The 25,905-nt window shown below is 61.6% G+C and carries 24 protein-coding genes, 1 tRNA gene and 3 rRNA genes (1 of these 28 cut by a window edge); 21 read left to right on the top strand and 7 right to left on the bottom strand.

Features of this window, described 5'->3' with window-relative positions:
• The 13 genes from ASE60_RS00020 to deoA all read left to right on the top strand — a co-directional run.
• Positions 1-746 (top strand): 23S ribosomal RNA (locus ASE60_RS00020) (it extends 2,051 nt beyond the left edge of the window).
• 148 nt (positions 747-894) lie between these two features.
• A 5S ribosomal RNA gene (gene rrf, locus ASE60_RS00025) occupies positions 895-1,009 on the top strand.
• A 52-nt stretch (positions 1,010-1,061) separates the two neighbouring features.
• A 5S ribosomal RNA gene (gene rrf / locus ASE60_RS00030) occupies positions 1,062-1,183 on the top strand.
• Between the two features lie 381 nt (positions 1,184-1,564).
• Positions 1,565-1,641 (top strand) — tRNA-Met (locus tag ASE60_RS00035).
• A 527-nt stretch (positions 1,642-2,168) separates the two neighbouring features.
• On the top strand, positions 2,169-2,882 hold the full coding sequence (locus ASE60_RS00040; RefSeq protein ID WP_057247710.1) for a lysoplasmalogenase: 714 nt from the start codon (positions 2,169-2,171) through the stop codon (positions 2,880-2,882).
• Positions 2,866-4,284 carry a coniferyl aldehyde dehydrogenase gene (locus ASE60_RS00045; RefSeq protein WP_057247711.1) on the top strand — a complete coding sequence of 473 codons (1,419 nt, stop codon included), beginning with the start codon at positions 2,866-2,868 and terminating at the stop codon, positions 4,282-4,284. Before ASE60_RS00040 ends, ASE60_RS00045 begins: the two co-directional genes overlap by 17 nt.
• A 93-nt stretch (positions 4,285-4,377) precedes the next feature.
• Positions 4,378-6,648: a heavy metal translocating P-type ATPase gene (locus ASE60_RS00050; RefSeq protein ID WP_057247712.1), complete on the top strand. Its 2,271-nt coding sequence runs from the start codon at positions 4,378-4,380 to the stop codon at positions 6,646-6,648.
• A 245-nt stretch (positions 6,649-6,893) separates the two neighbouring features.
• The gene (locus tag ASE60_RS00055) at positions 6,894-8,429 is read left to right on the top strand and encodes an ABC transporter ATP-binding protein (protein WP_057247713.1); all 1,536 of its coding nucleotides are present in this window, start codon (positions 6,894-6,896) and stop codon (positions 8,427-8,429) included.
• Positions 8,426-9,559: an ABC transporter permease gene (locus ASE60_RS00060; RefSeq protein ID WP_057247714.1), complete on the top strand. Its 1,134-nt coding sequence runs from the start codon at positions 8,426-8,428 to the stop codon at positions 9,557-9,559. The genes ASE60_RS00055 and ASE60_RS00060 overlap by 4 nt, the downstream gene beginning before the upstream one ends.
• A 4-nt stretch (positions 9,560-9,563) precedes the next feature.
• A complete protein-coding gene (locus ASE60_RS00065; RefSeq protein ID WP_057247715.1) occupies positions 9,564-10,535 on the top strand; it encodes an ABC transporter permease in 972 nt (323 codons plus the stop codon).
• 4 nt (positions 10,536-10,539) lie between these two features.
• Positions 10,540-10,932 carry a cytidine deaminase gene (locus ASE60_RS00070; protein WP_034805117.1) on the top strand — a complete coding sequence of 131 codons (393 nt, stop codon included), beginning with the start codon at positions 10,540-10,542 and terminating at the stop codon, positions 10,930-10,932.
• The gene (locus ASE60_RS00075) at positions 10,929-11,735 is read left to right on the top strand and encodes a purine-nucleoside phosphorylase (RefSeq protein ID WP_057247716.1); all 807 of its coding nucleotides are present in this window, start codon (positions 10,929-10,931) and stop codon (positions 11,733-11,735) included. The genes ASE60_RS00070 and ASE60_RS00075 overlap by 4 nt, the downstream gene beginning before the upstream one ends.
• Positions 11,732-13,048: a thymidine phosphorylase gene (gene deoA, locus ASE60_RS00080; RefSeq protein WP_057247717.1), complete on the top strand. Its 1,317-nt coding sequence runs from the start codon at positions 11,732-11,734 to the stop codon at positions 13,046-13,048. The genes ASE60_RS00075 and deoA overlap by 4 nt, the downstream gene beginning before the upstream one ends.
• Here deoA and ASE60_RS00085 read toward each other — a convergent pair.
• From ASE60_RS00085 to ASE60_RS00115, 7 genes are all read right to left on the bottom strand, one after another.
• On the bottom strand, positions 13,041-13,565 hold the full coding sequence (locus ASE60_RS00085) for a TIGR02281 family clan AA aspartic protease (protein ID WP_057247718.1): 525 nt from the start codon (positions 13,563-13,565) through the stop codon (positions 13,041-13,043). The genes deoA and ASE60_RS00085 overlap by 8 nt on opposite strands.
• Before the next feature lie 188 nt (positions 13,566-13,753).
• On the bottom strand, positions 13,754-14,383 hold the full coding sequence (gene upp, locus ASE60_RS00090; RefSeq protein WP_057247719.1) for a uracil phosphoribosyltransferase: 630 nt from the start codon (positions 14,381-14,383) through the stop codon (positions 13,754-13,756).
• A 115-nt stretch (positions 14,384-14,498) separates the two neighbouring features.
• A complete protein-coding gene (locus tag ASE60_RS00095) occupies positions 14,499-15,467 on the bottom strand; it encodes an adenosine deaminase (RefSeq protein ID WP_057247720.1) in 969 nt (322 codons plus the stop codon).
• The gene (locus ASE60_RS00100; protein WP_057248218.1) at positions 15,464-16,684 is read right to left on the bottom strand and encodes a phosphopentomutase; all 1,221 of its coding nucleotides are present in this window, start codon (positions 16,682-16,684) and stop codon (positions 15,464-15,466) included. The genes ASE60_RS00095 and ASE60_RS00100 overlap by 4 nt, the downstream gene beginning before the upstream one ends.
• Positions 16,685-16,828: 144 nt before the next feature.
• Positions 16,829-17,368, bottom strand: a complete 540-nt coding sequence (locus tag ASE60_RS00105) for a TadE/TadG family type IV pilus assembly protein (RefSeq protein WP_057248219.1) — start codon at positions 17,366-17,368, stop codon at positions 16,829-16,831.
• A gap of 59 nt (positions 17,369-17,427) precedes the next feature.
• Positions 17,428-18,051: a TadE/TadG family type IV pilus assembly protein gene (locus ASE60_RS00110; protein WP_057247721.1), complete on the bottom strand. Its 624-nt coding sequence runs from the start codon at positions 18,049-18,051 to the stop codon at positions 17,428-17,430.
• A 115-nt stretch (positions 18,052-18,166) separates the two neighbouring features.
• Entirely contained in the window at positions 18,167-18,580 is a 414-nt protein-coding gene (locus ASE60_RS00115; protein ID WP_057247722.1) for a pilus assembly protein N-terminal domain-containing protein, read from the bottom strand.
• A gap of 256 nt (positions 18,581-18,836) precedes the next feature.
• Here ASE60_RS00115 and ASE60_RS00120 point away from each other — a divergent pair, with 256 nt between their 5' ends.
• The 8 genes from ASE60_RS00120 (at position 18,837) to ASE60_RS00155 (ending at position 25,897) form a co-directional block, all read left to right on the top strand.
• Positions 18,837-19,022: a Flp family type IVb pilin gene (locus tag ASE60_RS00120; protein ID WP_057247723.1), complete on the top strand. Its 186-nt coding sequence runs from the start codon at positions 18,837-18,839 to the stop codon at positions 19,020-19,022.
• Positions 19,023-19,056: 34 nt separating this feature from the next.
• A complete protein-coding gene (locus ASE60_RS00125) occupies positions 19,057-19,236 on the top strand; it encodes a Flp family type IVb pilin (RefSeq protein WP_057247724.1) in 180 nt (59 codons plus the stop codon).
• 111 nt (positions 19,237-19,347) lie between these two features.
• On the top strand, positions 19,348-19,860 hold the full coding sequence (locus ASE60_RS00130) for a prepilin peptidase (RefSeq protein WP_057247725.1): 513 nt from the start codon (positions 19,348-19,350) through the stop codon (positions 19,858-19,860).
• A gap of 118 nt (positions 19,861-19,978) precedes the next feature.
• Positions 19,979-20,788 (top strand): Flp pilus assembly protein CpaB, encoded by an 810-nt coding sequence (gene cpaB, locus ASE60_RS00135; protein ID WP_057247726.1) that lies wholly within the window; start codon positions 19,979-19,981, stop codon positions 20,786-20,788.
• Positions 20,789-20,798: 10 nt separating this feature from the next.
• The gene (locus ASE60_RS00140; protein ID WP_057247727.1) at positions 20,799-22,346 is read left to right on the top strand and encodes a type II and III secretion system protein family protein; all 1,548 of its coding nucleotides are present in this window, start codon (positions 20,799-20,801) and stop codon (positions 22,344-22,346) included.
• 83 nt (positions 22,347-22,429) lie between these two features.
• Complete coding sequence (locus ASE60_RS00145; protein WP_093235392.1) at positions 22,430-23,098, top strand: CpaD family pilus assembly protein; 669 nt, start codon at positions 22,430-22,432, stop codon at positions 23,096-23,098.
• 18 nt (positions 23,099-23,116) lie between these two features.
• Entirely contained in the window at positions 23,117-24,406 is a 1,290-nt protein-coding gene (locus tag ASE60_RS00150) for a CpaE family protein (RefSeq protein WP_057247729.1), read from the top strand.
• 21 nt (positions 24,407-24,427) lie between these two features.
• On the top strand, positions 24,428-25,897 hold the full coding sequence (locus ASE60_RS00155; RefSeq protein WP_057247730.1) for a CpaF family protein: 1,470 nt from the start codon (positions 24,428-24,430) through the stop codon (positions 25,895-25,897).
• The last annotated feature ends 8 nt before the right edge of the window (positions 25,898-25,905 follow it).

Here is a 25,905-nt window from a genome sequence, read left to right on the forward strand (position 1 = left end):
ACGCCAGTTCTTGTGGAGCCATCCTTGAAATACCACCCTTATCGTCATGGATGTCTAACCGCGGTCCGTTATCCGGATCCGGGACAGTGTATGGTGGGTAGTTTGACTGGGGCGGTCGCCTCCGAAAGAGTAACGGAGGCGCGCGATGGTGGGCTCAGACCGGTCGGAAATCGGTCGTCGAGTGCAATGGCATAAGCCCGCCTGACTGCGAGACTGACAAGTCGAGCAGAGACGAAAGTCGGTCATAGTGATCCGGTGGTCCCGCGTGGAAGGGCCATCGCTCAACGGATAAAAGGTACGCCGGGGATAACAGGCTGATGACCCCCAAGAGTCCATATCGACGGGGTTGTTTGGCACCTCGATGTCGGCTCATCGCATCCTGGGGCTGGAGCAGGTCCCAAGGGTTTGGCTGTTCGCCAATTAAAGCGGTACGTGAGCTGGGTTCAGAACGTCGTGAGACAGTTCGGTCCCTATCTGCCGTGGGTGTAGGAATATTGACAGGATCTGTCCCTAGTACGAGAGGACCGGGATGGACATATCTCTGGTGGACCTGTTGTCCTGCCAAGGGCATAGCAGGGTAGCTATATATGGAATGGATAACCGCTGAAGGCATCTAAGCGGGAAACCAACCTGAAAACGAGTATTCCCTTGAGAACCGTGGAAGACGACCACGTTGATAGGCTGGGTGTGGAAGTGCGGCAACGCATGAAGCTTACCAGTACTAATCGTTCGATTGGCTTGATCGTTCCCATTGCTYRTGCTCATCACGTTCGGACGAATGCTTTTGCATTCGCCTTGAGATGAGCGACGTGTTCAAAACAACTGAAGTGAAAACTTCAACCAGCTTCTCATTCGGTTTGCGCCAAGCTAGGCGYAAATCTTGCGCTTTGCCGACCTGGTGGTTCTGGCGGGGTGGCTGCACCCGTTCCCATTCCGAACACGGCCGTGAAACGCCCCAGCGCCGATGGTACTTCGTCTTAAGACGCGGGAGAGTAGGTCGCTGCCAGGTCTGCAAAACGCAAGAGAAACAAACCCGTCCAGGTGTCGTTGAAGCGGATGTTGAAGGCGGCACTCGCCTTGGCCGGAATGACNGCACCCGTTCCCATTCCGAACACGGCCGTGAAACGCCCCAGCGCCGATGGTACTTCGTCTTAAGACGCGGGAGAGTAGGTCGCTGCCAGGTCTGCAAAACGCAAGAGAAACAAACCGAAATCTTCTCGACACACACTTCGGCCCTGCCGAAAACGGGCCGCCACCAAGCGGCCCTTTTGTTTTGCTAGGATCGACACGGATAACACGAGACAAATCCTTCCGGATTTGCTCGGCACAGACAAACAACGAGATTTTGCTTCGCAAAACTCGGACCGGACTAAACGGGATTTTGCCTTCGGCAAAACCCGGAAAGAGCGGATAAATCCCATAGGGATTTACCGCGATGNGATTTGCTCGGCACAGACAAACAACGAGATTTTGCTTCGCAAAACTCGGACCGGACTAAACGGGATTTTGCCTTCGGCAAAACCCGGAAAGAGCGGATAAATCCCATAGGGATTTACCGCGATGRCGCGGGGTGGAGCAGCCCGGTAGCTCGTCAGGCTCATAACCTGAAGGCCGCAGGTTCAAATCCTGCCCCCGCAACCAATAAAATAGCCCGCTTCAAGCGGGCTTTTTTGTTGGTAACGGGTCGAGGATTTAACGCCTCGTCAGGGGCCCGCAGACAAGCAAAAGCCGACGCAGCGGGACAGAAAACTCCAAATCCTGCCCCCGCAACCAAACATCCCAAAAGCCCGCGCGGAGAAATCCGCCGGGCTTTTTTGGCGTTTCTCAACCACCAAAACCACCGTCACCACGCGAAACCACCACGCCCGCAAGCATAAAGCGCGCTGAAACGGCAAACCGCGACGCGATGCCAGACACTTGACCAACCCCTTCTAGCCAGCGGCGATTGTTGTGTTTTGACCAATGAAACCTGACGTCGCTGGGTGGCTAAGCAAGTAGAAGCAAGCGTATGGGCAGAGTGCACGACAGCGAAGCACATCCTGCTGATCGGCCCCTCCAGGCACCCGCTCTGCGCGATGCAGCTGGACAAGCTCTCGAAAATAGAAACTATCGCCATAATCAAAAGGGAGTCGCACCAGGCTCCGAAAATGGCGGGGGGATTCGCGAGCATGGCCTATCAGGGGACTTTGGGTATCGAGCGAACCCGACTGGTCTACGCACTCTTTCTCGTTTGCGCCGGACTGGCGATCCTCGGCAGTCTGCTTGCCGCTTCAGACGAGTCCCCTTGGCGCTGGTTGCACTATCTGACGAAGCCGACGGCGACCTTGTTGCTTTTCGTCGTGGTCCTGCGCAACAGCCCGGCCTCGTCACGCACCTACGGCATGGCAGTCGCCATCGGCCTGCTTTTTGCCGCGGCCGGCGACACGTTTCTGATGCTGCCCGGCGATTATTTCCTCGCCGGGTTGATCTGCTTCCTGCTGACCCATTGCGCCTACATCTTCGCACTCACCCGCGATGCCAAATTTGCGGCCCATCCCGGGCTGTTCGGTGCTTTCGCCCTGGTCGCCTTTGCCGTCGTCGCTGGCCTCTGGACGTCCCTGCCGCCGGAGATGCGCATCCCAGTCATCATCTACGCATTGGCGCTCGGCGCCATGGCCGCCCAGGCCATTTGCCGCCTAAGGCAGTTCTTGGGAACGCCGGCGCAGGCAACCGCGCGGTTTGCCGCCTATGGCGGCCTACTGTTCATGATCAGCGACACGCTGCTTGCCTATGGCCGCTTCCGCTGGCAGATCCCCTACAACGCACTCTGGGTGCTCGGCACCTATTATGCCGCCCAGTATTTCTTCGCCCGTTCGACGCAAGCCCATGACAGCAAACGATAATTCATCCGCGCAGCTTCGCTCCACCTTCGACCGGCTGCGTGGCGCATGGCTGGAGCAGCGTCCAACGACCGAGCAACGACGTGACGACCTGAGCCGGCTCAAGGATCGGCTGCGCGCCCGCAAGGACGAGATGTGCGAAGCGATCAATGCGGATTTCGGCCATCGCGCCCGGCATGAAACGCTGCTCGGCGAAGGCGGCGTCGTGCTCTCGGAGATCGACCACACGCTGGCGAAGCTCAAGCGGTGGGTCCGTCCGGAGCGGCGGAAGGCCGGATGGAAGCTCTGGCCGGCCAAGGCGGAAGTGCGCTTCGTGCCGCTTGGCGTCGTCGGCATCATCTCGCCGTGGAACTACCCGATCAATCTGGCGCTCGCGCCCCTTGTCGCGGCGATTGCTGCTGGCAACCATGTCTACCTGAAGCCCTCGGAGCATACGCCGAAAACGGCAGAGTTCCTGCGGTCGCTGCTCGCCGAGGTCTTTCCCACGTCGCGGGTGGCGGTCGCGCTTGGCGGCCCCGAGCTTTCCGCCAGTTTCTCGGCTCTTCCATTCGATCATCTGTTCTTCACCGGTTCCACCGCCGTGGGGCGCAAGGTGATGGCGGCAGCCGCGCAAAACCTGACGCCAGTAACGCTCGAGCTCGGCGGCAAGTCGCCGGCGATCATCGGAGAAACCGCCGATCTCGCAAAAGCCGCAAGGCGTGTTACGACCGGCAAGTTCTTCAATGCCGGACAGACCTGCATCGCGCCCGACTACGTTCTGATACATGAGAGCAGACGCGATGCCTTCGTGGACTTGCTGAAGCAGGAAATCGCCACGCGTTATCCGGCAAAGCGTCGCTTCGACGATTACACCGAGATCGTCAATGCCGGCCAGCACGAACGTCTGAAACGGCTGATCGCCGATGCCGATCGGCGCGGCCACAGGGTGGTCCCGCTTCTCGATGGGACACAGGACGCGCCCGGACGCCCACGCTTTCTCCCGCCGACAGTCATCCTCGATCCGGATCGCGACAGCGCCGTCATGGGCGAGGAGATCTTCGGCCCGATCCTGCCTGTTGTCAGCTACGCTTCGATCGACGCGGCGATCGGCCATGTGCTCGGCCATGACCGTCCGCTGGCGCTTTATTGCTTCACGCGCAGCGAGGCCGAAATCGAAGCCATGCTCTCGCGCGTCGTCGCCGGTGGCGTCTGCATCAACGACACGCTCTACCAGTTCGGCTGCAACGACCTGCCCTTCGGCGGCGTCGGCGCCAGCGGCATGGGACACTATCACGGGCGCGACGGATTCCTGACATTCTCCAAGGCAATGCCGATCTTGCGGAAATACGATCCGGCGCCGAGCGACCTGGTGAAACCGCCCTATAAAGGCATCGCCGACTGGGTGATCCGCTTCCTTTCGCGATAGCTGCCAAAAATACTGCATGCGCGCTGCAATTTCGCCTTGTAGCTCTAGTTGCTAGAGGTCGTAGCCTTGCTTCAAGATTGCAAGGAGCAGGTCATGGCGAGCACTATTCGAGAAGCCCGTTATCGCGTCGAAGGCATGGATTGCGCATCCTGCGCGACCAAGATCGATACGGCGGTACGCAGGCTGTCAGGCGTCGAGGACGTTTCGGTCTCCGTATCGGCAGGCACGATGTCGGTAAAATTTGCCGATGAGAATGATCTCGCGACATCGATCGTCAGCAAAGTCGGAAAGCTGGGTTATCGTCTGCATCCGATCAATGCTGGCCAGACGCTGGAACGGAAAGCAGCGCATGTGTGCTCCGGCCATGACCATGACCATGATCATGGGCATCACCACGACCACCACGATCATCACCGTGAGGGCCACGCCGGACAGAAGGGCGAAAACGCAGCGGCTGCGGCAATGGGCCTTCATGGCCATGACCATGGCCCGGCGAGCGGCCCGTGGTGGAAATCGGGTAAGGGCAAGCTGACGATCGCCAGCGGCCTGGCGCTGATATCAGCCTATGCGGTCGGCAAGATGGTTCCGGCCACAGAGCCCTGGATCTTCACGCTGGCCATGCTGGTCGGCCTGTTGCCGATCGCGCGCCGCGCCCTTGCCGCTGCCACCATGGGCACGCCGTTTTCGATCGAGATGCTGATGACGATCGCTGCCGTTGGCGCGGTCTTCATCGGGGCGACCGAAGAAGCGGCGATGGTGGTGCTGCTCTTCCTGATCGGCGAGTTGCTGGAGGGCGTAGCGGCCGGCAAGGCGCGCGCCAGCATCCAGTCGCTGACAGCACTCGTTCCAAAGACCGCCTTCGTCGAGCGGGAGGGCCGGCTGGACGAAGTTCCCGCCGAGACGCTCAGTGTCGGCGCTGTCATTCTCGTTCGTCCCGGCGACCGCATTCCGGCCGACGGCGTGGTGCTTTCTGGCGAGAGTGCTGTCGACGAGGCGCCTGTGACCGGCGAGAGCACGCCGGTGCGCAAGGAGGTCGACGACACCGTCGTTGCGGGCACCGTCAACGGTTCCGGTGCGCTGCGCGTGCGAGTGACGGCCGCTGCTGCGGACAACACCATCGCGCGGATTGTCCGCCTGGTGGAGGAAGCACAGGAAAGCAAGGCGCCGACCGAGCGCTTCATCGACCGTTTCTCGCGGTACTATACGCCAGGTGTCGTCGTGGTTGCGGCGCTGGTCGGCTTGCTACCGCCGCTTCTCTGGGGCGGCGCCTGGGATGAATGGATCTACAAGGGCCTCGCCATCCTCCTGATCGGCTGCCCCTGCGCTCTGGTTATATCGACGCCAGCCGCGATCGCTGCCAGCCTTTCGGCTGGCGCCCGGCGCGGTTTGCTGATGAAGGGCGGCGCAGTGCTGGAGAATGTCGGCAAGGTGACCGCCGCCGCCTTCGACAAGACCGGCACGCTCACCGAAGGCAAGCCGAGGGTGACCGACATTGTCGGCTTCGGCCGATCGGAGACCGAGGTTCTGCGCCTGGCGGCGGCACTTGAGCAGGGATCGAGCCATCCGCTTGCCCGTGCCATCTTGGAGCGGAGCGCGGCTGACGGCCTTGTCGTCCCCAATATCGCGACCGTAAATGCGGTCGGCGGCAAGGGGCTCGAAGGGTCAGTCGAGGGTGGCGCATTGTTCTTCGGCTCGCCGAAGGCGGCCGCTGAGCGGGCACCGATAACGGCGGCTGAGACGGCGCGTGTTTCGGCGCTCAACGACGAAGGCAAGACGGTTTCGGTGCTGGTAGCCGGTGGCGTGATTGCTGGTGCCATTGCCATGCGCGACGAGCCGCGGCCGGATGCGGCCGCCGGCGTCAAGGCGCTGACCGATGCTGGTCTGCGCGTCGTCATGCTGACCGGTGACAACCGCCGCACGGCGGAAGCAATCGGCCGCCAGTTCGGCATGGAGGTTCGCGCCGAGCTCCTGCCCGAGGACAAGCAGCGGATCGTCCGTGAACTGAAGAACGAGGGCTTCAACGTTGCCAAGATCGGCGACGGCATCAACGACGCGCCGGCGCTGGCGGCCGCCGATATCGGCATCGCGATGGGCGGCGGCACGGATGTGGCGCTCGAGACCGCGGATGCGGCGGTCCTGCATGGACGGGTGGGCGATGTGGCGGCGATGATCCGGCTGTCCCGTTCGACGATGCGCAACATCGTCCAGAACATCACCATCGCGCTTGGCCTGAAGGCCGTCTTCCTGGTGACGACGATCATTGGGGTCACCGGCCTGTGGCCGGCTATCCTGGCCGACACCGGCGCCACCGTGCTCGTCACCATGAATGCTCTGCGTCTGCTTCGGCCCGTGCGAGCCGCCTGAACAGCTAAAATGCCTCAAAAAGACGACCGGCGGCACATGGTGTCGCCGGTTTTTCGCGTCCAGGTGCCTGTGTATATTCACGCTGGACTCTCACCAGCGATCTGGTGAGAGTATAAGGAGAACTCGATTGAGGGCTTCCGCCCCGAAAAATCGATGATAAACTTATACCAAATGGTAAAAAAATCGCCGGCACGGTTTCTGGGAAGAATGCCGAAGCGGGCCAGTTTGGGGATCGCAAGGCCAATATGGACAATATTGCCATCGAACTGCGTGGGATCGACAAAAGTTTCGGCCCGGTCCACGCCAACAAGAACATCAATCTGAAGGTCCGCAAAGGGACGATCCACGGCATCATTGGCGAAAACGGTGCGGGGAAATCGACCCTGATGTCGATCCTCTACGGCTTCTATCAGGCCGACAGCGGCGAGATCCTCGTCGACGGCAAACCCGTTGCCATCCGTGATCCGAACGCGGCGATCGCAGCCGGCATCGGCATGGTCCACCAGCACTTCATGCTGGTCGAGAACTTCACTGTTCTGGAAAACATCATGCTTGGCGCCGAGGACAGCCAGATCCTCAACAAGGGCATTGCCAAGGCGCGCGTCGAGTTGAAACGGCTGGAGCGCGAATACGCGTTGGAAGTCGATCCGGACGCCGTCATCGAGGAGTTGCCGGTCGGTCTGCAGCAGCGCGTCGAGATCCTGAAGGCGCTCTATCGCCGGGCCGATATCCTGATTTTGGACGAGCCGACGGGCGTCTTGACGCCGGCCGAGGCCGATCACCTCTTCCGCGTGCTCGAGCAATTGAAGAGCCAGGGCAAGACCGTCATTCTGATCACCCACAAGCTGCGCGAGATCATGGCGATCACCGACGAGGTTTCGGTCATGCGCCGCGGCGAGATGGTGGCGACCCGCACGACGGCCGAAACGTCGGTCGAAGAGCTCGCCGAGCTCATGGTCGGGCGCCGCGTGCTCTTGCGTGTGGAGAAAGGCGAAGCCAAGCCCGGCGAGGTCAAGCTCGCCGTCGAGGGGTTGACCGTCAAGGATGGCCGTGGGGTTACCATGGTCGACAATGTCTCGTTCAATCTGCGGGCTGGCGAGATTGTCGGCATCGCCGGTGTTGCCGGCAACGGCCAGTCGGAACTGCTGGAAGCGATCTCCGGCATCCGCCGCGCCGTTTCCGGCTCCGTGCTCCTGAACGGCAAACCGATCGATGTCACCGGGCGCGCCGACCCCTCCGAGCTGCGTGATCGTGGTCTCGCCCATGTTCCGGAAGACCGCCACCATGTCGGCCTCGTCCTGAAGTTCGAAGAATGCGAAAACGCCATCCTCGGCTATCACCATGACAAGCGCTATCTCAACGGCGTCTTCCTCGACGTTGATGCGATTCGCAAGGACGCCGAGAAGCGTATCGGCGAATACGACATCCGCCCGCCGAACCCACGCTTGAAGACCGCGAATTTCTCCGGCGGCAACCAGCAGAAGATCGTGCTGGCACGCGAGATGGAGCGCGGGCCTGATGTGCTGATCATCGGTCAGCCGACGCGCGGCGTCGATGTCGGCGCCATCGAATTCATCCATAAGCGGATCATCGAGATGCGCGACCAGGGCAAGGCTGTCCTTCTGGTCTCCGTCGAGCTCGATGAAATCCGCGCCCTGTCGGACCGCATTCTGGTCATGTTCGCCGGCCGTGTCGTCGGCGAGCGCGATCCTGATGCGACCGAGGGCGAACTCGGCCTCCTGATGGCCGGTGTAGAAGGCCGCAAGGAGGCCGCAGAATGAGCACCCCTTATGCTAAGCTCCCGGGCTGGGTCGAATATGGCCTCATCCCGCTGATCAACCTCGCGGTCGCCTTCCTCGTTGCCGGCCTCGTGGTGCTGCTCGTCGGCGAAAATCCCCTGGAAGCGGCCTATCATCTGATCAACGGTGCCTTCGGCCGAGGCGAGTATTTGGGCTTCACGCTCTACTACGCCACCACCTTCATCTTCACCGGTCTTGCCGTCGCCGTCGCCTTCCATGCCGGCCTCTTCAACATTGGCGGCGAAGGCCAGGCCTATGTTGGCGGCATTGGCGTGGCGCTCGCCTGCCTCTGGCTCGATCAGACGATGCCCTGGTTCGTGGTGTTCCCGCTGGCGATCCTTGGGTCCGCCTTCTTCGGCGCGGCCTGGGCCTTCCTGCCCGGTTGGCTGCAGGCCAAGCGCGGCAGCCACATCGTCATCACCACCATCATGTTCAATTTCATCGCGTCGAGCCTGATGGTCTATCTCTTGACACGCGTCCTGAAGCCGCTCGGCTCCATGGCGCCGCAGACGCGGACCTTCGCCGAAGGCGGGCAATTGCCGAAGCTCGACTGGCTGCTTGCGATCTTCGGACTGAATGTCGGTACGGCGCCGTTCAACGTCTCGTTCCTGCTGGCGCTCGTTGCGGCCTTCTGTGTCTGGCTGCTGATCTGGCGTACCAAGCTCGGATACGAAATGCGCACCATGGGCCACAGCCCGTCGGCGGCACGCTACGCGGGCATGAGCGAGAGCCGCATCACCGTTATCACCATGATGATCTCGGGTGGTCTCGCGGGCATGATGGCGCTGAACCCGATCATGGGTGAACAGGCGCGCATGCAGCTCGACTTCGTGCAAGGTGCAGGCTTCGTCGGCATCGCCGTGGCGTTGATGGGCCGCTCGCATCCGGCCGGCATCATCCCGGCCGCGGTGCTCTTCGGCATGCTCTATCAGGGCGGGGCCGAGATCTCCTTTGAAATGCCGTCGATCTCGCGCGACATGATCGTCATCATCCAGGGCCTGGTCATTCTCTTCGCCGGTGCACTCGAAAACATGTTCCGGCCGGCAATCACCCGGCTGTTTACGATGCAGAGCCGCCGCGCAGCCGTCGTGACGCAGACCAAGGGAGCTTGAAGCCATGGATTTCTTCCACGTCATCGTGGTGCTTCTCGAGTCCACCATCCGTGTTTCCGTTCCGCTGATCTTCGCAGCCCTTGCCGGGCTCTTCACCGAGCGCGCCGGCGTTTTCGACATCGGCCTTGAAGGCAAGATGCTTGGTGCGGCCTTTGCCGCCGGCGCCGTCGCTGCGGTCACCCAGTCTGTCTGGATGGGGCTGCTTGCGGCGATCCTGATCTCGATCGCGCTGTCGCTGGTGCACGGCTACGCCTCGATCACCCAGCGCGGCAACCAGATCGTCTCCGGTGTCGCGATCAACTTCATCGTCGCCGGCTCGACCGTCATTCTCGGTGAAGCCTGGTTCCGCCAGGGCGGCCGCACGCCGGCGCTCGGGGAAGGTTCCCGTTTCCAGACGATCACCTTCCCCTATGCCGACAGCGTCAGGGAGATTCCGATCCTCGGCCCGATCTATTCGGACCTGCTTTCCGGCCATTTCCTTCTGACCTATGTCGCCTTCGCGATGGTGCCGATCAGCTGGTGGATCCTTTACCGCACCCGCTTCGGCCTGCGCTTACGCGCCGTCGGCGAAAACCCGGGCGCGGTCGACACGGCCGGCATCTCGGTTCTCTGGCTGCGTTATCGCGCAGTTATCTGCTGCGGCATCCTCTGCGGCTTTGCCGGTGCCTATCTGTCGCTGGCGATGACCGCCGGCTTCGTCAAGGGTATGACCGCTGGCAAGGGCTATATCGCGTTGGCGGCGCTGATCTTTGCCAAATGGCGGCCGTTCAACATCATGCTGGCCTGCCTGCTCTTCGGTTTCCTCGATGCGCTGGCGATCCGCCTTCAGGGCAATCCGCTGCCGCTGATCGGCCAGGTGCCGGTGCAGTTGATGCAGGCGCTGCCCTACATTCTGACCGTGATCCTGCTCGCCGGGTTTATCGGCAAGGCCATCCCGCCGAAGGCCGGCGGCGTCCCCTATGTCAAGGAGCGCTAGAACCATGGAAAAAGAACTGTTCGAGGCCGCGCGTGACGCGATGGCCAAGGCGCATGCGCCCTATTCGAAGTTTCCGGTCGGCGCGGCGATCCGCGCCGAAGACGGCAAGATCTATACCGGCGCCAACATCGAGAACCTGTCGTTTCCTGAAGGGTGGTGCGCTGAGACCACCGCCATCAGCCATATGGTCATGGCCGGCCAGCGCAAGATCATGGAAGTGGCCGTCATTGCCGAGAAGCTGGCGCTCTGCCCGCCCTGCGGCGGCTGCCGGCAGCGGCTGGCGGAATTCTCCGGCGCCAGCACGCGCATCTTCCTGTGCGACGAGACCGGGGTGAAAAAGACCCTGGCGCTGTCGGACCTTCTGCCGCACAGCTTCGAGACCGAGATCCTCGGATGACCGCCGCCGCTGAACTGCTGAAATCCAGGCTCGGCGGCCTTTCGCCGCGCTATGGCATCGTGCTTGGTTCCGGGCTCGGCTCGCTGGTCGATGCCGTGGACGAAACGCTGCGGCTTTCTTATGCCGACATACCGGGGTTCCCGGTCAGCAGCGTCTCCGGCCATGCCGGCGAACTCGTGGCCGGAACGCTCTCGGGCGTTCCTGTTGTCATGCTTTCCGGCCGAGTCCATTATTACGAACAGGGCGACGCCAACGCGATGCGCCTGCCGCTGGAAACCCTGAAGGAACTCGGCATCGAGTGCCTGGTGCTGACCAATTCCGCCGGATCGCTGCGGGAGGATCTGCCGCCGGGATCGGTGATGCGGATTTCCGATCACATCAACTATTCGGGCTTCAATCCGTTGATCGGCGTGGAAAGCGACGATCGCTTCGTCGGCATGACCAATGCCTATGATGCCGAGCTCGCCGGAAGAATGCAGGAGAGTGCCGAACGCCTCGGCATTCCGCTTCTTGGCGGCGTCTATATGTGGTTCTCCGGCCCGAGTTTCGAGACGCCGGCCGAGATCCGCATGGCCCGCATCCTTGGCGCCGATGCCGTCGGCATGTCCACGGTTCCGGAGGTCATTCTCGCCCGTTTCTTCGGGCTGAGGGTCGTCGCCGCCTCGGTGATCACCAATTTCGGCGCCGGCATGACCGGGGGCGAGATCAGCCATCACGAGACGAAGGACATGGCGCCGGTTGGTGGCAAGCGGCTTGCCGCGATCCTCGCCGACATGATCGCAGCCGACGCGGTGCGCGGGTGACGATGCTTCCGCAGGAAACAATCAGGCGCAAGCGCAACGGCGAACGCCTCGCTCCAGCCGAGATCGCGGATTTCGTCCGCGGCCTGTCGGATGGCTCCATCTCCGAAGGGCAGGTTGCCGCTTTCGCCATGGCGGTCTGGTTTTCCGGCATGAGTCGCGACGAGACCGTGGCGCTGACGCTCGCGATGCGCGACTCCGGCGAAACACTCGACTGGAGCACCATCCGTCGCCCGATCGCCGACAAGCATTCTACCGGCGGCGTTGGCGACAACGTCTCGCTGATGCTGGCGCCGATCGTTGCCGCCTGCGGCCTTGCCGTGCCGATGATTTCGGGGCGCGGGCTCGGGCATACGGGCGGCACGCTCGACAAGCTCGAATCGATACCCGGCTACGATATCCAGCCGTCGGCGGCGCTATTCCGCAGGACAGTCGACGAGATCGGCTGCGCAATCATCGGCCAGACGGCGAACCTCGCTCCGGCCGACAAACGGCTTTATGCGATCCGCGACGTGACCGCGACCGTCGATTCCGTGCCGCTGATCACGGCCTCGATCCTGTCGAAGAAGCTGGCCGCCGGCCTTCAGTCGCTGGTGCTCGACGTCAAGCTCGGCAATGGCTCCTTCATGAGCGATGCCAAGGAAGCGGAGGTGCTTGCGCGCTCGCTGGTCGATGTCGCCAACGGCGCCGGCGTTCGTACCTCGGCGCTTCTGACCGACATGAACGAACCTCTAGCCGATGCCGCCGGCAACGCGTTGGAGATCGAAAATTGCCTGGCCTTCCTCCGGGGCGAGAAGAAGGGCACTCGGCTCGAAACGGTCGTCCTGGCCTTTGCTGCCGAAATGTTGGTGGCGGGGGGCGTCGCTGGTGATGCCGAACAGGGCGAAGCGCTGGCGCGCAAGGCGCTTTCAAGCGGGGCGGCGCTCGAATGCTTCGGAAAAATGGTGCACGCGCTCGGCGGCCCGACGGATTTCGTCGAGCGCTCGGTGGCCTATCTCGGGCGTGCGCCGGTCATCTTGCCGGTCGAAGCGAAGCAGTCCGGCTATCTTGCAGCCTGTGAGACCCGCGAACTGGGCATGGCTGTCATTGCGCTCGGCGGCGGACGGTCGCATCCGGATGACAGGATCGATCATCGGGTCGGCTTCGATGCGCTGAAGCCGCTCGGTACGCGGATCGAGAAGGGCGACCTGATTGCCTTTGTTCATGCGGCCGATCGGGATGCTGCGGACGTAGCCCGTCGGCGTCTGCACGAACTCTATACGATCGATGATATGGAGCCGACGAAGCGTTCGCCGATTCTCGCGAAAATCACCTGACGAGGTGCAGGGCACCGTCCTCGACGCGGAAGGACGACAGCCGGTTCAGGAACGTCATGCCGATAAGCGTGCCGGAGAGCGCCTTGTCCGGCAGCACCAGTGCCTGAACGTCGCGTACCGATATGCCGCCGATCTCGATACGGTTCAGCATCGCCGGAGCCCCTTCGACGACACCATTGGCAGTATTGACGCGAGCCGTGAAGGAAAGCGTGCTTGGTGCAATGCCGAGCCGGCGTGCGGTCGAAAGGTTGATGGCGATGCTGCTGGCGCCGGTGTCGACCAGGCCGCGCTCGCTGCGGCCGTTGATGCGGAAAGTGCCAAAGAAGTGGCCCCTGCCATCGGCGTCGAGCACAACGCTCCGCCCCGCCGCATACTTTGCCGTGGTCGTCGGCGGGGCTGCAGCTTCCTTGGCAGCCGTCTTGTTACCGCCTTGCGTCAAGGCGGTCGTTGCCAAGTGCGGAACCACCATGGCTGCAAGTGCGGCCAAACCTGCCAATGCGAGCAAACGGACGAGCATGGACATCACCCTTCAATGGCATCGGATGCAGCAAACGCAAATTGCTGCGGAGACCGGTCTGCACGCCCGAAAAGGAGGCGCGATCGCTATGGAGCAGTAGACCGCATGACGCCTAAGACGACATAAAAAAGCCGCCGGATACCGGCGGCTTTCTCACGGATTTGCAATCCTGGTTAAGGATCAGGAAATCATTTGGTGCCGTACATGCGGTCGCCCGCGTCACCGAGGCCGGGCATGATGTATCCGAGTTCGTTGAGGTGGCTGTCGATCGAGGCCGTGTAGATCGGCACGTCCGGGTGTGCGCCCTGGAAATTGCGGATGCCCTCGGGAGCGGCCAGCAGGCAGAGGAAGCGGATGTTCTTGGCGCCGCGCTCCTTCAGCTTGTCGATCGCTGCGATCGACGAATTGCCGGTGGCGAGCATCGGGTCGACGACGATGATGAGGCGTTCGGACAGGCTTTCCGGCGCCTTGAAGTAATACTCCACCGCTTCCAGCGTCTCATGGTCACGATAGACGCCGATGTGCGAGACGCGGGCCGAAGGCACCAGCTCGAGCATGCCTTCGAGCAGCCCGTTGCCGGCGCGCAGGATCGAGGCGAACACAAGCTTCTTGCCCTCGAGGACCGGCGAGTCCATTACCTGCAGCGGAGTCTCGATCCGCTCCATCGTCAGTTCGAGATCGCGCGTGACCTCGTAGCAGAGCAACGTCGAGATCTCGCGAAGAAGCCGGCGGAAACCTGCGGTCGAGGTCTCCTTCTTGCGCATGATGGTCAGCTTGTGCTGCACAAGCGGATGATCGATCACTGTAACGCCGTTCATGGCTCACCTTTCCGGATTTTTTGTATCCGTCCCTTTTTCCATGGAATGCGTCGTCGCCGCAAGGGTATTGGCCGGCCGGAGAACGTCATCCCCAGCCGACGGATGGCGGCGGTTCCTAGATCCGCGCGAGCAGCCGCTGGCGCGTCGGTTCGTCGACGAAGGCGGCCTCGATCGCCGTGCGGGTCATGCGGTTGATCTCCTCGTCGGTGAAGCCCATCACCGCAGAGGCGATGTCGTATTCCTGAGCGAGCGACGTATGGAAGAACGGCGGATCGTCGGAATTGAGCGTGACGCGCACGCCTGCCTCGTAAAGTGCCCGCAATGGGTGCGAGGCGAAGTCCGGGAAGACCTGCAGCGAGATGTTGGAGCCGGGGCAGACTTCGAGCACGACTCCGGCATCGGCAAGGCGCCGCACCAGATCCATGTCTTCGATCGCCCGAACGCCATGGCTAATGCGCGAGGGGTGCACGTGGTCAAGCGCGTCGCGCACACTAAAGGCGCCGGAGAGCTCGCCCGCATGGATCGTCAGGCCAAGGCCTGCGTCCCGTACAATGTCGAAGGCGCGGGCAAAATCGGCCACGTTGTGCATGCGTTCTTCGCCAGCGAGGTTGAAGCCGGTGACGAGCGCATGCTCCCGCCTGGCCGCGAATTCTGCGGTCTTGATTACGGACTCCGGGCCGAGATGGCGAATGCCTGTGATCAGCATGCGCGATTCGATCCCGGTCTTCTGCCTTGCGGCTTCCATGCCGGCGGCAAGGCCCTCAAGGTAAGCCTTCGCGCCCAGGCCGATCGTGTTGCCGTGGTCGGGCGAAACGATGATTTCACTGTAGATTGTGCCGGCTTCGGCAAGCTCCGTCAGATAGGCTTCGGCGAGCAGTGCGTAGTCTTCCTCGGTCCGAAACAGCGAGGCGATGGCGTCGTAGCATTTCACGAAGCTGGTGAAGTCTTCCCAGACATAGGCCCTGTCACGGATGATCGCGCTGGTGTCGATGCCATACTTCTCGGCCTGAGCTAAAGCCAGCTCAGGCGGCGTCGCGCCTTCGATGTGGCAATGCAGCTCCGCCTTCTTCAGATGCGCGGTCAAATGAGGCTTCTCCCATGATGGCCCGGCGCGATGCCGAGATGTTTGGCGACGGATTCGCCGATATGCGCGAAGGTGTTGGCGACGCCGAGCGAGCGGCTGCGCAGCGACGGTCCGAACATCAGCACCGGCACCCGCTCGCGCGTATGGTCGGTGCCGCGCCAAGTCGGGTCGCAGCCGTGATCGGCCGTGAGGATGACGATGTCGGTGGGCTGCAGGCGGCGGTCGAGATCCGGCAGGCGCGCATCGAAGGCTTCGAGTGCTGCCGCGTAACCGGCGACGTCGCGGCGATGGCCGTAGAGCATGTCGAAATCGACGAAATTGGTGAAGACCAGGCTGCCGTCTTCGGCCTCGTCGATGGCCGCGAGACTTGCGTCGAAGAGCGCCATATTGCCGTCGGCCTTCGTCAGCTTCGTCACCCCCTGGTGGGCGAAGATGTCGCCGATCTTGCCGATCGCGTGAACCGTGCGCCCCGCTTCCGTCAGCCGGTCGAGGATCGTCGGCTCCGGCGGCAGCACGGAATAGTCACGGCGATTGCCGGTCCGGGTGAAAGTCTGCGGGCTGGTGCCGACGAAGGGGCGGGCGATCACCCGGCCGATATTGTAGTCGTCGACCAGGCGGCGGACCGTCTGGCAAAGCTCAAGCAGGCGATCGAGCCCGAAGCTCTGCTCATGCGCCGCGATCTGGAAGACCGAGTCCGAAGAGGTGTAGCAGATCGGCTTGCCGCTGCGCATGTGCTCCTCGCCGTGGCGGGCGATGATGTCGGTGCCGGAAGCATGGCAATTGCCGAGGATGCCGGGAATGTTGCCTTCGCGGCAGATGGTTTCGACGAGCTCGGGCGGAAAGGCATCGCCTTCAGCCGAAAAGTAACCCCAATCGAACATGACCGGCGTGCCGCCGATTTCCCAGTGCCCGGAGGGCGTGTCCTTGCCGCGCGAGACTTCGCTGGCGGCGCCAAAGGCACCATAGACCCGATTGGGCACCGGCATGCCCTTGGGAATCGTGCCGTTGGCGAGCTTTGCTGCGTGAACAAGGCCAAGGGCGGACATGTTCGGCAGATTGAGCGGCCCTTCTCGCAAACCAACCCGATCTGCGGCGCCGGCGGCGCAGAACTCCGCGATGTGTCCGAGCGTGTTGGCGCCCAGGTCACCGTAGGCTTCGGCATCCGGCGCGCCGCCTAAGCCGAAGGAATCGAGAACGAATAGAAACGCACGCGCCATGATGCACCTGACAGCGGAAGCGCTCGCATCGCGCTCCGAAAGCTTCTGGAAGAACGCGACGACGCCGGAGGCGCGCGCCACGCACAATCCCGAAGGGATAGCGCTGCGCACGGCGCAATGCAATTGCGCCGGATCAGTGCCCGATCAGCAATCAGTGCATTTTATAGTTTGGGCGAGACGCGAGTGGAAGTAGGCCGTCTTGGAGAGGTCTATCGTCTTCGCAGTGGCCTGAAGGCTCGGAGCGTAGAGCAGCAACTCGTGCGGCACGGTCAGCTCCGTGCGAATGACAAAGGACTTGTTGGCCGTGAATTGGCCGGGCAGGGTGACCTTCGAATTCACGCTGTAGGGAACCCCGCCGGCCTGATCGTGCGACCAAATGACGGTCCCCTCATTGGTGCTTGAGACCTCGATACCGGTGATCTTCAGTGTGTAGTTCGCGTTCCCATAGGGTTCGAGAATACTCTTTGCGATATTCGGCACCTTGGCGAGGAAGGCTTTGTTGACTTCCGATTGCTGTGCGATGATGTCGGCGACGGCGCTTGCGGCGCGGGCCGTCTTGCCTGCGACCGTAAAACCGACCGAAAGCTCGAACGCACCGAGATAGGTTATGATCAGCAAGGGTGCGACGATCGCGAATTCAACGGCTCCGACGCCGCGTTTGTCCCGCCGCAGCGCGTGAAACATGGCAGAAACCGCCCGAAGGCGCAGGATCTTTTGCTTCGCAATCTGCTTCACGGCAAACCTCACTCGCTCTCGTTTCGGAAGGTGGCGGTTGCCACCATGAGATAGTCCTTCGGCATGCTCGCGCCGGCGGGCCGCAAGTTGGTGACGAACGGCCTGACGAGGTCGGTGATCACGCTCCACCGATAGTAGGCACGCACCACGTTGAAGGTACCCGGACCGCCGGGGGCAAACTTGAAGTCGCCCGTATCAATATCGGTCGAGCCGGCCTTGCGCGGGATGTTCACAGGAAACGTGCTGAGATCCGAGACCGCCCGGACATCCAGGTAGAACTGCGAGGGCTGGTTTGCTTCGGTGGCGGAGCATTTCATCAGGACTGAGATTTCATTGCAGAAGGCCTGGCGAAACTGCGCCTGAGTCATATCCGTGGCCTTCCCCCGCTGGAAGGTAATCTGGCCGGTACGGACCTTGCGCGCCATCGTCTCCGTTGCGTTCGCCAGGAGCTGGTCGCCGTAGAAGGCGGCAAAGGTTTCGAGTGAGGCGAAAATCACCACGAAGAAGGGCAGCGCGAGGATGGCGAACTCGATGCTCGTCGTGCCTTTGCGGTTGCGGATGAAGCGGCGCAGAATGCCTTTTCGCCTGATATCAGGCCCGCTCGCACGTTCGATTGCCTGCTCGCTGCTCATTGTGCCGTCCCATCATGTTACGCCAGACGGGCGGAAGATTATGGAGCAACCGTTGATATTTCGTTCCCGCAAATCATGTGCATTTTAACGAATCGCGGGTCGAAACCCATAAAATTCAGTTGGTGCTACCTGTGGTTTTACGTTCCGCGTGTCGTTCACAATTTGGCGTACAGGAGAGCACGGTGCGCGACGTCTGTTTGTAGACGCGCACGGTGTTGCCTTCATCGATCGACACCAGAATCCGCTCATCGACAATGGCGTTTCCATCCTGGTCGAGGATGACCAGATTGGTCGTGCCAAAATTGCGGCCGGTGATGACGATGGTTCGGGCGTCGGCAACCGTGGCGTCTGCCACTTCGGCATTGCCGATGATGACCTTGCTGACCGGGCGATCGAGTTTGAGCACGCGCGCGTGATCCATATAGACGCGCATCATGTCGTTCTCTGCGCCAGCGGCGACCACCGGGGCGAGCGATGCGATCACGAAAGCAAACAGGGCGGCTCGGCCGGTCGCGAATGGCATGGTCATGGCGGGTCCTTGAGGTGGGTTCACGCCATACTCACCCGTCTTGGTGAATGAACCGTTAAATCCATGATTTCGAGACCGGATAGGCCCCGCGCCGTTTTCTGTTCGTTTACCCAAAAATCAGGGATGCGTCGTTAACCTGTCGGTAACCGCCTTCTTTAAGTCGATGGAAATGCGCCAGGACTAGTTTGAGGCCATCCGATCAACGGCAACAGTTGGCGGAAGTGCTGAACAACAAACGCGAAGTAGGAGAATCATCATGAAGAAGATTTTTGCCCGTCTGATGAAGGACGAGTCCGGCGCGACCGCTATCGAGTACGGCCTGATCGCCGCCCTCATCTCGGTTGCCCTCATTGCTGGCGCAAGCACCCTGGGCGACGCGCTCAACACCACGTTCGACGGCCTGGGCGGAAAGCTCACGGATAGCACGACTGGTAAGCTCTAATCGGTCTGACCGGTTCAAGCGAGGCGAGATTCGCATGGCGAAGATTTTCCGTCGCCTGAAGCGGGATGACAGTGGTGCGACCGCCATCGAGTATGGTCTGATCGCGGTGCTCGTTTCCGCGGCCCTGATTGCCGGCGCAACCACGATTGGCAATACGCTCGATTCCGCGCTCAATGCAATCGGATCGAGTATTGCGACGAGCGGCAAGATCTAATGAACCGGTCTTGCAAGGAACAAATGGAGCCGCTGCAAAAGCGGCTCCATTTCTATCTGGAGCCCCACGGGGAATCGGAGATTGCGTGCGCTCATCTTGGAGGCAGGAACCATGACTGAGGCTGCTATTTTGGTGGTTTTTCCCTTTTGCCTGGCGTTTGCAGCCTTTTCAGACCTGCTGACCATGACGATTCCCAATCGCGTTTCGGTAGTGCTTCTGGGCAGCTTTTTTGTCGTGGCGCTGCTGGCGGGACTCGATCTCGGGGAGATCGGCCAGCATGTGGCCGCGGCCTTGGTTGTCTTTGCCGTGTGCTTCGGCCTGTTTGCTGCAAACGTGATGGGCGGCGGCGACGCCAAGCTCCTGACAGCCAGCGCCATCTGGTTCGGATTCACCCCGTCGTTGACCGCTTTTCTGCTCTACGTTTCCATTTTTGGAGGTTTGTTGACGCTTGCCATCCTGATGTTGCGCCGGCAGGAAAACACGATACTGGCGAGTGGCATCCCCGTTCCGCAGCTCTTGCTGACGGCCAAGAAAATTCCGTACGGCGTGGCAATCGCGCTCGGTGGCTTTGTTGCCTATCCGGCTTCGCCGCTTATGGAGGCGGTCTTTGCGCGCCTTTCTTAAGGCTCAAGCGCGGGGCATCACCTTTCGTTAACTCTCCTCATAAGTAATCCGTTAACTATAATTACACCAATTCCTGATCAATCTGACCCTGGCAATTCTTCGGGGCTCGGAAACGATCATGAAACCGGTTCGCATCATAATACTGGCGGTGGCCGTTCTGTCGGCTGCAATGGCTGGTCTATTGGCGATGAAACTGACGCGCGCACCTGCGCCGTTGGCCGCCGAGCCTCTGATCGAGCGGGCGCCGACCGTCAACGTCCTGGTTGCCAGCAAGAGCCTGCCTGTCGGATCGCGCCTGGCCGGCGATTCCATCCAGTGGATGGCCTGGCCGAAGGACGGTTTGGTTGACGGCCTGATCACCGACGAAAGTCAACCGTCGGCAATCGACGACCTCACCGGAGCCGTCGTTCGCTTGCCGATCTTCAACGGCGAGCCGGTCCGTCACGAAAAGGTCGCAGACTCGTCCAACCGCATCATGTCGTCGCTGTTGCCGGCGGGCAAACGCGCCGTCGCGACGGAAATCACCGTCGCTACCGGTGCCGGCGGCTTCATCCTTCCGAATGACCGTGTCGACGTCATCATGGTCCGCAAGGGCGATGGCGAACTCTACCTGACCGAAACCGTGCTCAGCAACGTGCGTGTTCTGGCGATCGACCAGCAGGTCGAGGAGAAGGAAGACGGCACCAAGGCCGTGGTCGGAACCACGGCCACGCTGGAGCTGACGCCCGACCAGTCGAAAGTAATGACAGTGGCGCAGCAGATGGCCGAGCGCATTTCATTGGCGCTCCGAAGCGTCGCCGATGCACAGGAATCCGACACCGACGCCGCAGACTATCTATTGAGCGGCGACGGTCAGCCGAGCATTCAGGTCATCAAATCCGGGTCCATCGTCAAGAGCGATGGCGCCCTCGGCCAGACACAGCAGTAACCAGGCTAGAATGGGGCATAAGGTGAAACGGAGCGGAAACACATTTCGGGCGTCTGTCGCAGCCGGCCTATCATTCTGCCTGGCGTTTACCGGCATGTATCTGCCGGCGCCGACGGTCGCACTCGCCGCTGCTTCCTCCGTCGTGCGGATCGTTGAAAGCGGCCCAGGCGTCAAGAAGAAGGTCAGTCTCGGCTTAAACAAGGCCGTGGTCGTCGACCTGCCGGCGGACGCGCACGACATTCTCGTGGCGGACCCGTCGCTGGCGGACGCAGTGACGCGCACCTCACGGCGTATCTATCTCTTCGGCAAATCCGTCGGCCAGACCAACATCTTCGTCTTCGGCCCCAATGGCGAGGAGATCGTCAGCCTCGACATCGAAGTCGAGCGCGATATCGCCAATCTCCAGTCCAATCTGCGTCGCTTCATTCCGGACGCCGACATCAATGTCGAGATCATTTCGGACAACATCGTCTTGACCGGAACCGTGCGAACGCCGCTCGATTCCACCCGTGCCGTAGACCTTGCGAAGGCCTTCCTCCAGGGCGGCGAGGCGACCACGCGCAACATCACCGCCCAGGGCAACAATGGCGATGCCGACATCTTCGCTGAAGATCGCCAGGTTTCGCAGATCGTCAACCTCCTGACGATCGACGGCGATGACCAGGTCAACCTCAAGGTCACGGTGGCCGAAGTCAGCCGCCAGGTGCTGAAGCAGCTCGGTTTCAACGGCCGTGTTAGCGACGGCGAAAGCGGCATCGGTTTCCGCAATCCGGCCAACCTCGGGGATGCGATCGGCGTTGGTGTCAACGCCGTGATCAACAAGTCTGTCGGCGGCACGATGATCTCCAGCTACATCAACGCGATGGAGCAGGCGGGTGTGATGCGGACACTGGCCGAGCCAAGCCTGACGGCGATTTCTGGTCAGGAGGCGAAGTTCTATGTCGGCGGTCAGTTTCGCCTGTCGGGAACCCAGGAAGTCACGACCGACGATCAGACCGGCGAAAACAGGGTCACGCGCGAAGTCAACGACGTCGAATACGGCATCCGCCTGAACTTCAAGCCTGTTGTCCTGGGACCGGGACGCATCAGCCTGCAGATCGAGACGAATGTCTCTGAGCCCACCTATGAGGGATCCGTCGTCACTGGCAACGGCACGAGCAAGATTCCTGGCAATACCTTTCTCGGCATCCGCAGGCGCGAAGCTTCGACCAGCGTCGAGTTGCCTTCCGGCGGCTCGATCGTGATCGCCGGCCTGGTTCAGGACAATATTCGCCAGGCGATGTCCGGCCTGCCGGGTGCTTCGAAGATCCCGATCCTCGGAACGCTCTTCCGCAGCAAGGATTTCGTGCGCAACGAAACCGAGCTCGTCATCATCGCGACGCCCTATCTTGTCCGTCCTGTCGCCAGAAGCGCGATCTCCCGGCCTGACGACAATTTCAATCCGGCCAATGATCTCGACAGCTACTTCCTTGGCCGCGTGAACCGCATCTACGGGCGGCCGGAGGCGGCCGCTCCGGCAGGGCGTTACCACGGCAATGTCGGCTTCATCTACAAATAGGTCGGGTCATGACGCTTCGAACCGGTTCCCACCAGAATTCTGAAAGGCCGACTGCCATGCCCCTGAGCACATCCAGCGCCTTCATGCGATGCACGAGCCGCGTGGCCATGCTGGCCATCGCTGGTATCTTTCTTGCGAGCTGCGGGACAAAGGACAATCTCGCTACTGGCTCGATTCCGGACGACTATCGCACGAGACATCCGATCGTGCTCGCCGAAGGCGAACGCGCCATCGACATCCCGATCGCATCGGGCGACCGTCGCCTGACCCAGGGCACGCGCGATGTTATCGCCGGGTTCGCTTCCGACTATCGCAATTCGGCAAGCGGCGTCGTGCAGATCATGATGCCGCGCGGCGCGGCCAACAGCCATGCTGCGCAAGCGATGCGCAGGGAAATCCGCGGCGTCCTGGTTGCTGCGGGCATTCCCGCCAAACGTCTGCTCGAAACGAGCTACGACGCCGGACCTTATGGAGACGCGGCACCGATCCGCTTGAGCTACGTTGCGATTACCGCCCAGACCGCGCCTTGCGGCACCTGGCCGGAAGATCTGAACCTCAACACACTGGAAAACAAGAACTATTACAATTTCGGTTGCGCCTCGCAATCGAACCTGGCCGCCCAGATCGCCAATCCGACAGACCTGCTCGGCCCGCGCCAGACGTCGCCGATCGACGCGGAACAGCGTGGCCAGGTGATCAAGGACTGGCGTGGAACCGACAAGAGCGACGGCCCGGTCGTCATCTTCAACTGATAGCGGCGGGATGAAGAAATGAACACGATCGATTATAAGATCGGCACCGGCGGCGAGGGGGACGAGCCTTTCTTCGACCAAGTGCGCACGGGCGATCTGGAGCAAGTCCGCCCGCTACCGCGGATCTCGATCCACGCATTCTGCGAAACCAATGCAATGCAGCAGCTGATGGAGCGTTGCGGGCGGGACCGGCGCATGGCCAAGGTCAGCTTGCGCATCAACAGCGGCAGCATCGACGCGGCCGCAAACATGTTCGCGACCGTGTCTACCCCCAATCTCATCATCCTTGAAACATCGACCGAACCACGGTCGCTACTGGCCGAGCTTACGCCGCTTGCAGAGGTCTGCGACCCGAGCACCAAGGTGATTCTCGTCGGCAAACACAATGATATCGGGCTCTATCGCGAGCTCATCCGCAACGGCATTTCGGAATACATGGTCGCACCGGTGTCTATGCCGGACATTCTCACCGCCGTTTCGGCGATCTTCGTCGACCCGGATGCCGAGCCCCTGGGCCGAAGCATCGCCTTCATCGGTGCAAAGGGCGGTTGCGGTTCGTCGGTGATCGCGCACAATTGCGCCTGGGGCATCTCCAGCCTCTTCTCGACCGAGACCATTCTCGCCGATCTCGACCTTCCCTATGGCACGGCCAACATCGATTTCGACCAGGATCCGCCGCAGGGCATTGCCGAAGCGGTGTTTGCGCCAGAGCGCCTGGACGAGGTGTTCCTTGACCGGCTGCTGACCAAATGCTCCGACCACCTGTCGCTGTTGGCCGCCCCCTCCATGCTGGACCGCGCCTATGATTTTGAGACCGGTGCGTTCCACCCGATCCTGGAGATCCTGCAGCGCAGCGCCCCCGTTTCCGTACTCGATCTTCCGCATCTGTGGACGGACTGGACCCGCGCCGTGCTCGGAGAAGCCGACGAAGTGGTGATTACCGCGATCCCCGATCTCGCCAGCCTGCGCAATACCAAGAACCTGCTCGATGCAATGAAGAAGCTGCGTCCAAACGACAAACCGCCCCACTTGGTTCTGAACCAGGTCGGGATGCCGAAGCGTCCGGAGATTACGGCGAGCGAGTTCTGCGATTCGCTGGAAACCGAAGCGGCGGCCATCATTCCCTTTGACGCGGCCCTATTTGGCAACGCTTCGAACAGCGGACGGATGATAGCGGAAATCGACAAGAAGGCGCCGGCGGCTGAAACGTTCTCACAGCTCGCGCATCTTTTGACCGGCCGGGTAACGATGAAGAAGGCTCGGCGCGGCGGACTTGGAAAGGTGCTTGCCGCGCTCGGCAGGAAATAGACTGGACATAGGATCACGCAAATGTTTGGCAAACGCGGAAACGAAGGCTTCGGCAAAAGCGGCACCCCGGGTCCCGCCGTTCCGCCGCCCGTGGTTGCTGCGCAACCGATGGCGACCGAGCGGTCCGCGGTTCCGGTTCTCGGCGAAACGACGTCCGCGATCCCGAAGATCCAGCCGGCCGCCCCATCGACGACCCGACGTCGCACAGCGCGAACGGAAGACTATTACGATACGAAGTCGCAGGTATTTTCGGCGCTGATCGACACGATCGACCTGTCGCAGCTCGCCAAGCTCGACACCGAGAGCGCGCGCGAGGAAATCCGCGACATCGTCAACGACATCATCACGATCAAGAATTTCGCGATGTCGATCTCCGAGCAGGAAGAGCTGCTCGACGACATATGCAACGACGTGCTGGGGTATGGTCCGCTCGAACCGCTGCTTGCCCGCGACGACATCGCCGACATCATGGTTAATGGCGCCGGTCAGACCTTCATCGAAGTCGGCGGCAAGGTGCAGGAATCGGAAATCCGGTTTCGCGACAACGCGCAGCTGCTGTCGATCTGCCAGCGCATCGTCGGCCAGGTCGGCCGTCGCGTCGATGAATCGAGCCCAATCTGCGACGCCCGCCTGCCAGACGGATCCCGTGTCAACGTCATTGCCCCGCCGCTCGCCATCGACGGCACGGCGCTGACCATCCGCAAGTTCAAGAAGGACAAGCTGACGCTGGAGCAGCTCGTGCGCTTCGGTTCGGTAACGGCGGAGGGTGCCGTCCTTCTGCAGATCATCGGCCGCGTCCGCTGCAACATTGTCATCTCCGGTGGCACCGGCTCGGGCAAGACGACACTTCTCAACTGCCTCACGCGCTACATCGACGCCGACGAACGGGTCATTACCTGCGAGGACACGGCCGAGCTGCAGCTGCAGCAGCCGCATGTCGTGCGCCTGGAAACGCGCCCGCCGAACATCGAAGGCGAAGGTGAGATCACCATGCGCGACCTCATCAAGAACTGCCTGCGCATGCGCCCCGAACGCATCATCGTCGGCGAAGTGCGCGGACCAGAGGTTTTCGACCTGCTTCAGGCGATGAACACCGGCCATGACGGCTCGATGGGAACGATCCATGCCAACACGCCGCGCGAATGCTTGAGCCGTATGGAATCGATGATCGCCTTGGGTGGCTACAGCCTGCCAGCCAAAACCGTGCGCGAGATCATTGCCGGATCGGTTGATGTGATCATCCAGGCATCGCGTTTGCGCGACGGCTCCCGGCGCATTACCCACATAACCGAAGTGGTCGGCATGGAAGGTGACGTGATCATCACGCAGGACCTGATGCGCTACGAGATCGATGGCGAGGACGCCGGCGGACGTATCATTGGCCGCCACACGTCGACCGGAATCGGCCGGCCGCATTTCTGGGATCGCGCCCGCTACTTCAACGAGGATAAGCGTTTGGCCGCCACCCTTGACGCGATGGACAAGAACTAGGAGCTGCG

It is taken from the genome of Ensifer sp. Root278 (assembly GCF_001429285.1).
GTDB lineage: Bacteria > Pseudomonadota > Alphaproteobacteria > Rhizobiales > Rhizobiaceae > Ensifer.

Bases quoted from the DNA above. Each gene is read 5' to 3' on its own strand.
- ASE60_RS00040 (WP_057247710.1), top strand. From the start codon at position 2,169: ATGGCCTATCAGGGGACTTTGGGTATCGAGCGAACCCGACTGGTCTAC.
- ASE60_RS00045 (WP_057247711.1), top strand. From the start codon at position 2,866: ATGACAGCAAACGATAATTCATCCGCGCAGCTTCGCTCCACCTTCGAC.
- ASE60_RS00050 (WP_057247712.1), top strand. From the start codon at position 4,378: ATGGCGAGCACTATTCGAGAAGCCCGTTATCGCGTCGAAGGCATGGAT.
- ASE60_RS00055 (WP_057247713.1), top strand. From the start codon at position 6,894: ATGGACAATATTGCCATCGAACTGCGTGGGATCGACAAAAGTTTCGGC.
- ASE60_RS00060 (WP_057247714.1), top strand. From the start codon at position 8,426: ATGAGCACCCCTTATGCTAAGCTCCCGGGCTGGGTCGAATATGGCCTC.
- ASE60_RS00065 (WP_057247715.1), top strand. From the start codon at position 9,564: ATGGATTTCTTCCACGTCATCGTGGTGCTTCTCGAGTCCACCATCCGT.
- ASE60_RS00070 (WP_034805117.1), top strand. From the start codon at position 10,540: ATGGAAAAAGAACTGTTCGAGGCCGCGCGTGACGCGATGGCCAAGGCG.
- ASE60_RS00075 (WP_057247716.1), top strand. From the start codon at position 10,929: ATGACCGCCGCCGCTGAACTGCTGAAATCCAGGCTCGGCGGCCTTTCG.
- ASE60_RS00085 (WP_057247718.1), bottom strand. From the start codon at position 13,565: ATGCTCGTCCGTTTGCTCGCATTGGCAGGTTTGGCCGCACTTGCAGCC.
- upp (WP_057247719.1), bottom strand. From the start codon at position 14,383: ATGAACGGCGTTACAGTGATCGATCATCCGCTTGTGCAGCACAAGCTG.
- ASE60_RS00100 (WP_057248218.1), bottom strand. From the start codon at position 16,684: ATGGCGCGTGCGTTTCTATTCGTTCTCGATTCCTTCGGCTTAGGCGGC.
- ASE60_RS00105 (WP_057248219.1), bottom strand. From the start codon at position 17,368: ATGTTTCACGCGCTGCGGCGGGACAAACGCGGCGTCGGAGCCGTTGAA.
- ASE60_RS00110 (WP_057247721.1), bottom strand. From the start codon at position 18,051: ATGAGCAGCGAGCAGGCAATCGAACGTGCGAGCGGGCCTGATATCAGG.
- ASE60_RS00115 (WP_057247722.1), bottom strand. From the start codon at position 18,580: ATGACCATGCCATTCGCGACCGGCCGAGCCGCCCTGTTTGCTTTCGTG.
- ASE60_RS00120 (WP_057247723.1), top strand. From the start codon at position 18,837: ATGAAGAAGATTTTTGCCCGTCTGATGAAGGACGAGTCCGGCGCGACC.
- ASE60_RS00125 (WP_057247724.1), top strand. From the start codon at position 19,057: ATGGCGAAGATTTTCCGTCGCCTGAAGCGGGATGACAGTGGTGCGACC.
- ASE60_RS00130 (WP_057247725.1), top strand. From the start codon at position 19,348: ATGACTGAGGCTGCTATTTTGGTGGTTTTTCCCTTTTGCCTGGCGTTT.
- cpaB (WP_057247726.1), top strand. From the start codon at position 19,979: ATGAAACCGGTTCGCATCATAATACTGGCGGTGGCCGTTCTGTCGGCT.
- ASE60_RS00140 (WP_057247727.1), top strand. From the start codon at position 20,799: ATGGGGCATAAGGTGAAACGGAGCGGAAACACATTTCGGGCGTCTGTC.
- ASE60_RS00145 (WP_093235392.1), top strand. From the start codon at position 22,430: ATGCGATGCACGAGCCGCGTGGCCATGCTGGCCATCGCTGGTATCTTT.
- ASE60_RS00150 (WP_057247729.1), top strand. From the start codon at position 23,117: ATGAACACGATCGATTATAAGATCGGCACCGGCGGCGAGGGGGACGAG.
- ASE60_RS00155 (WP_057247730.1), top strand. From the start codon at position 24,428: ATGTTTGGCAAACGCGGAAACGAAGGCTTCGGCAAAAGCGGCACCCCG.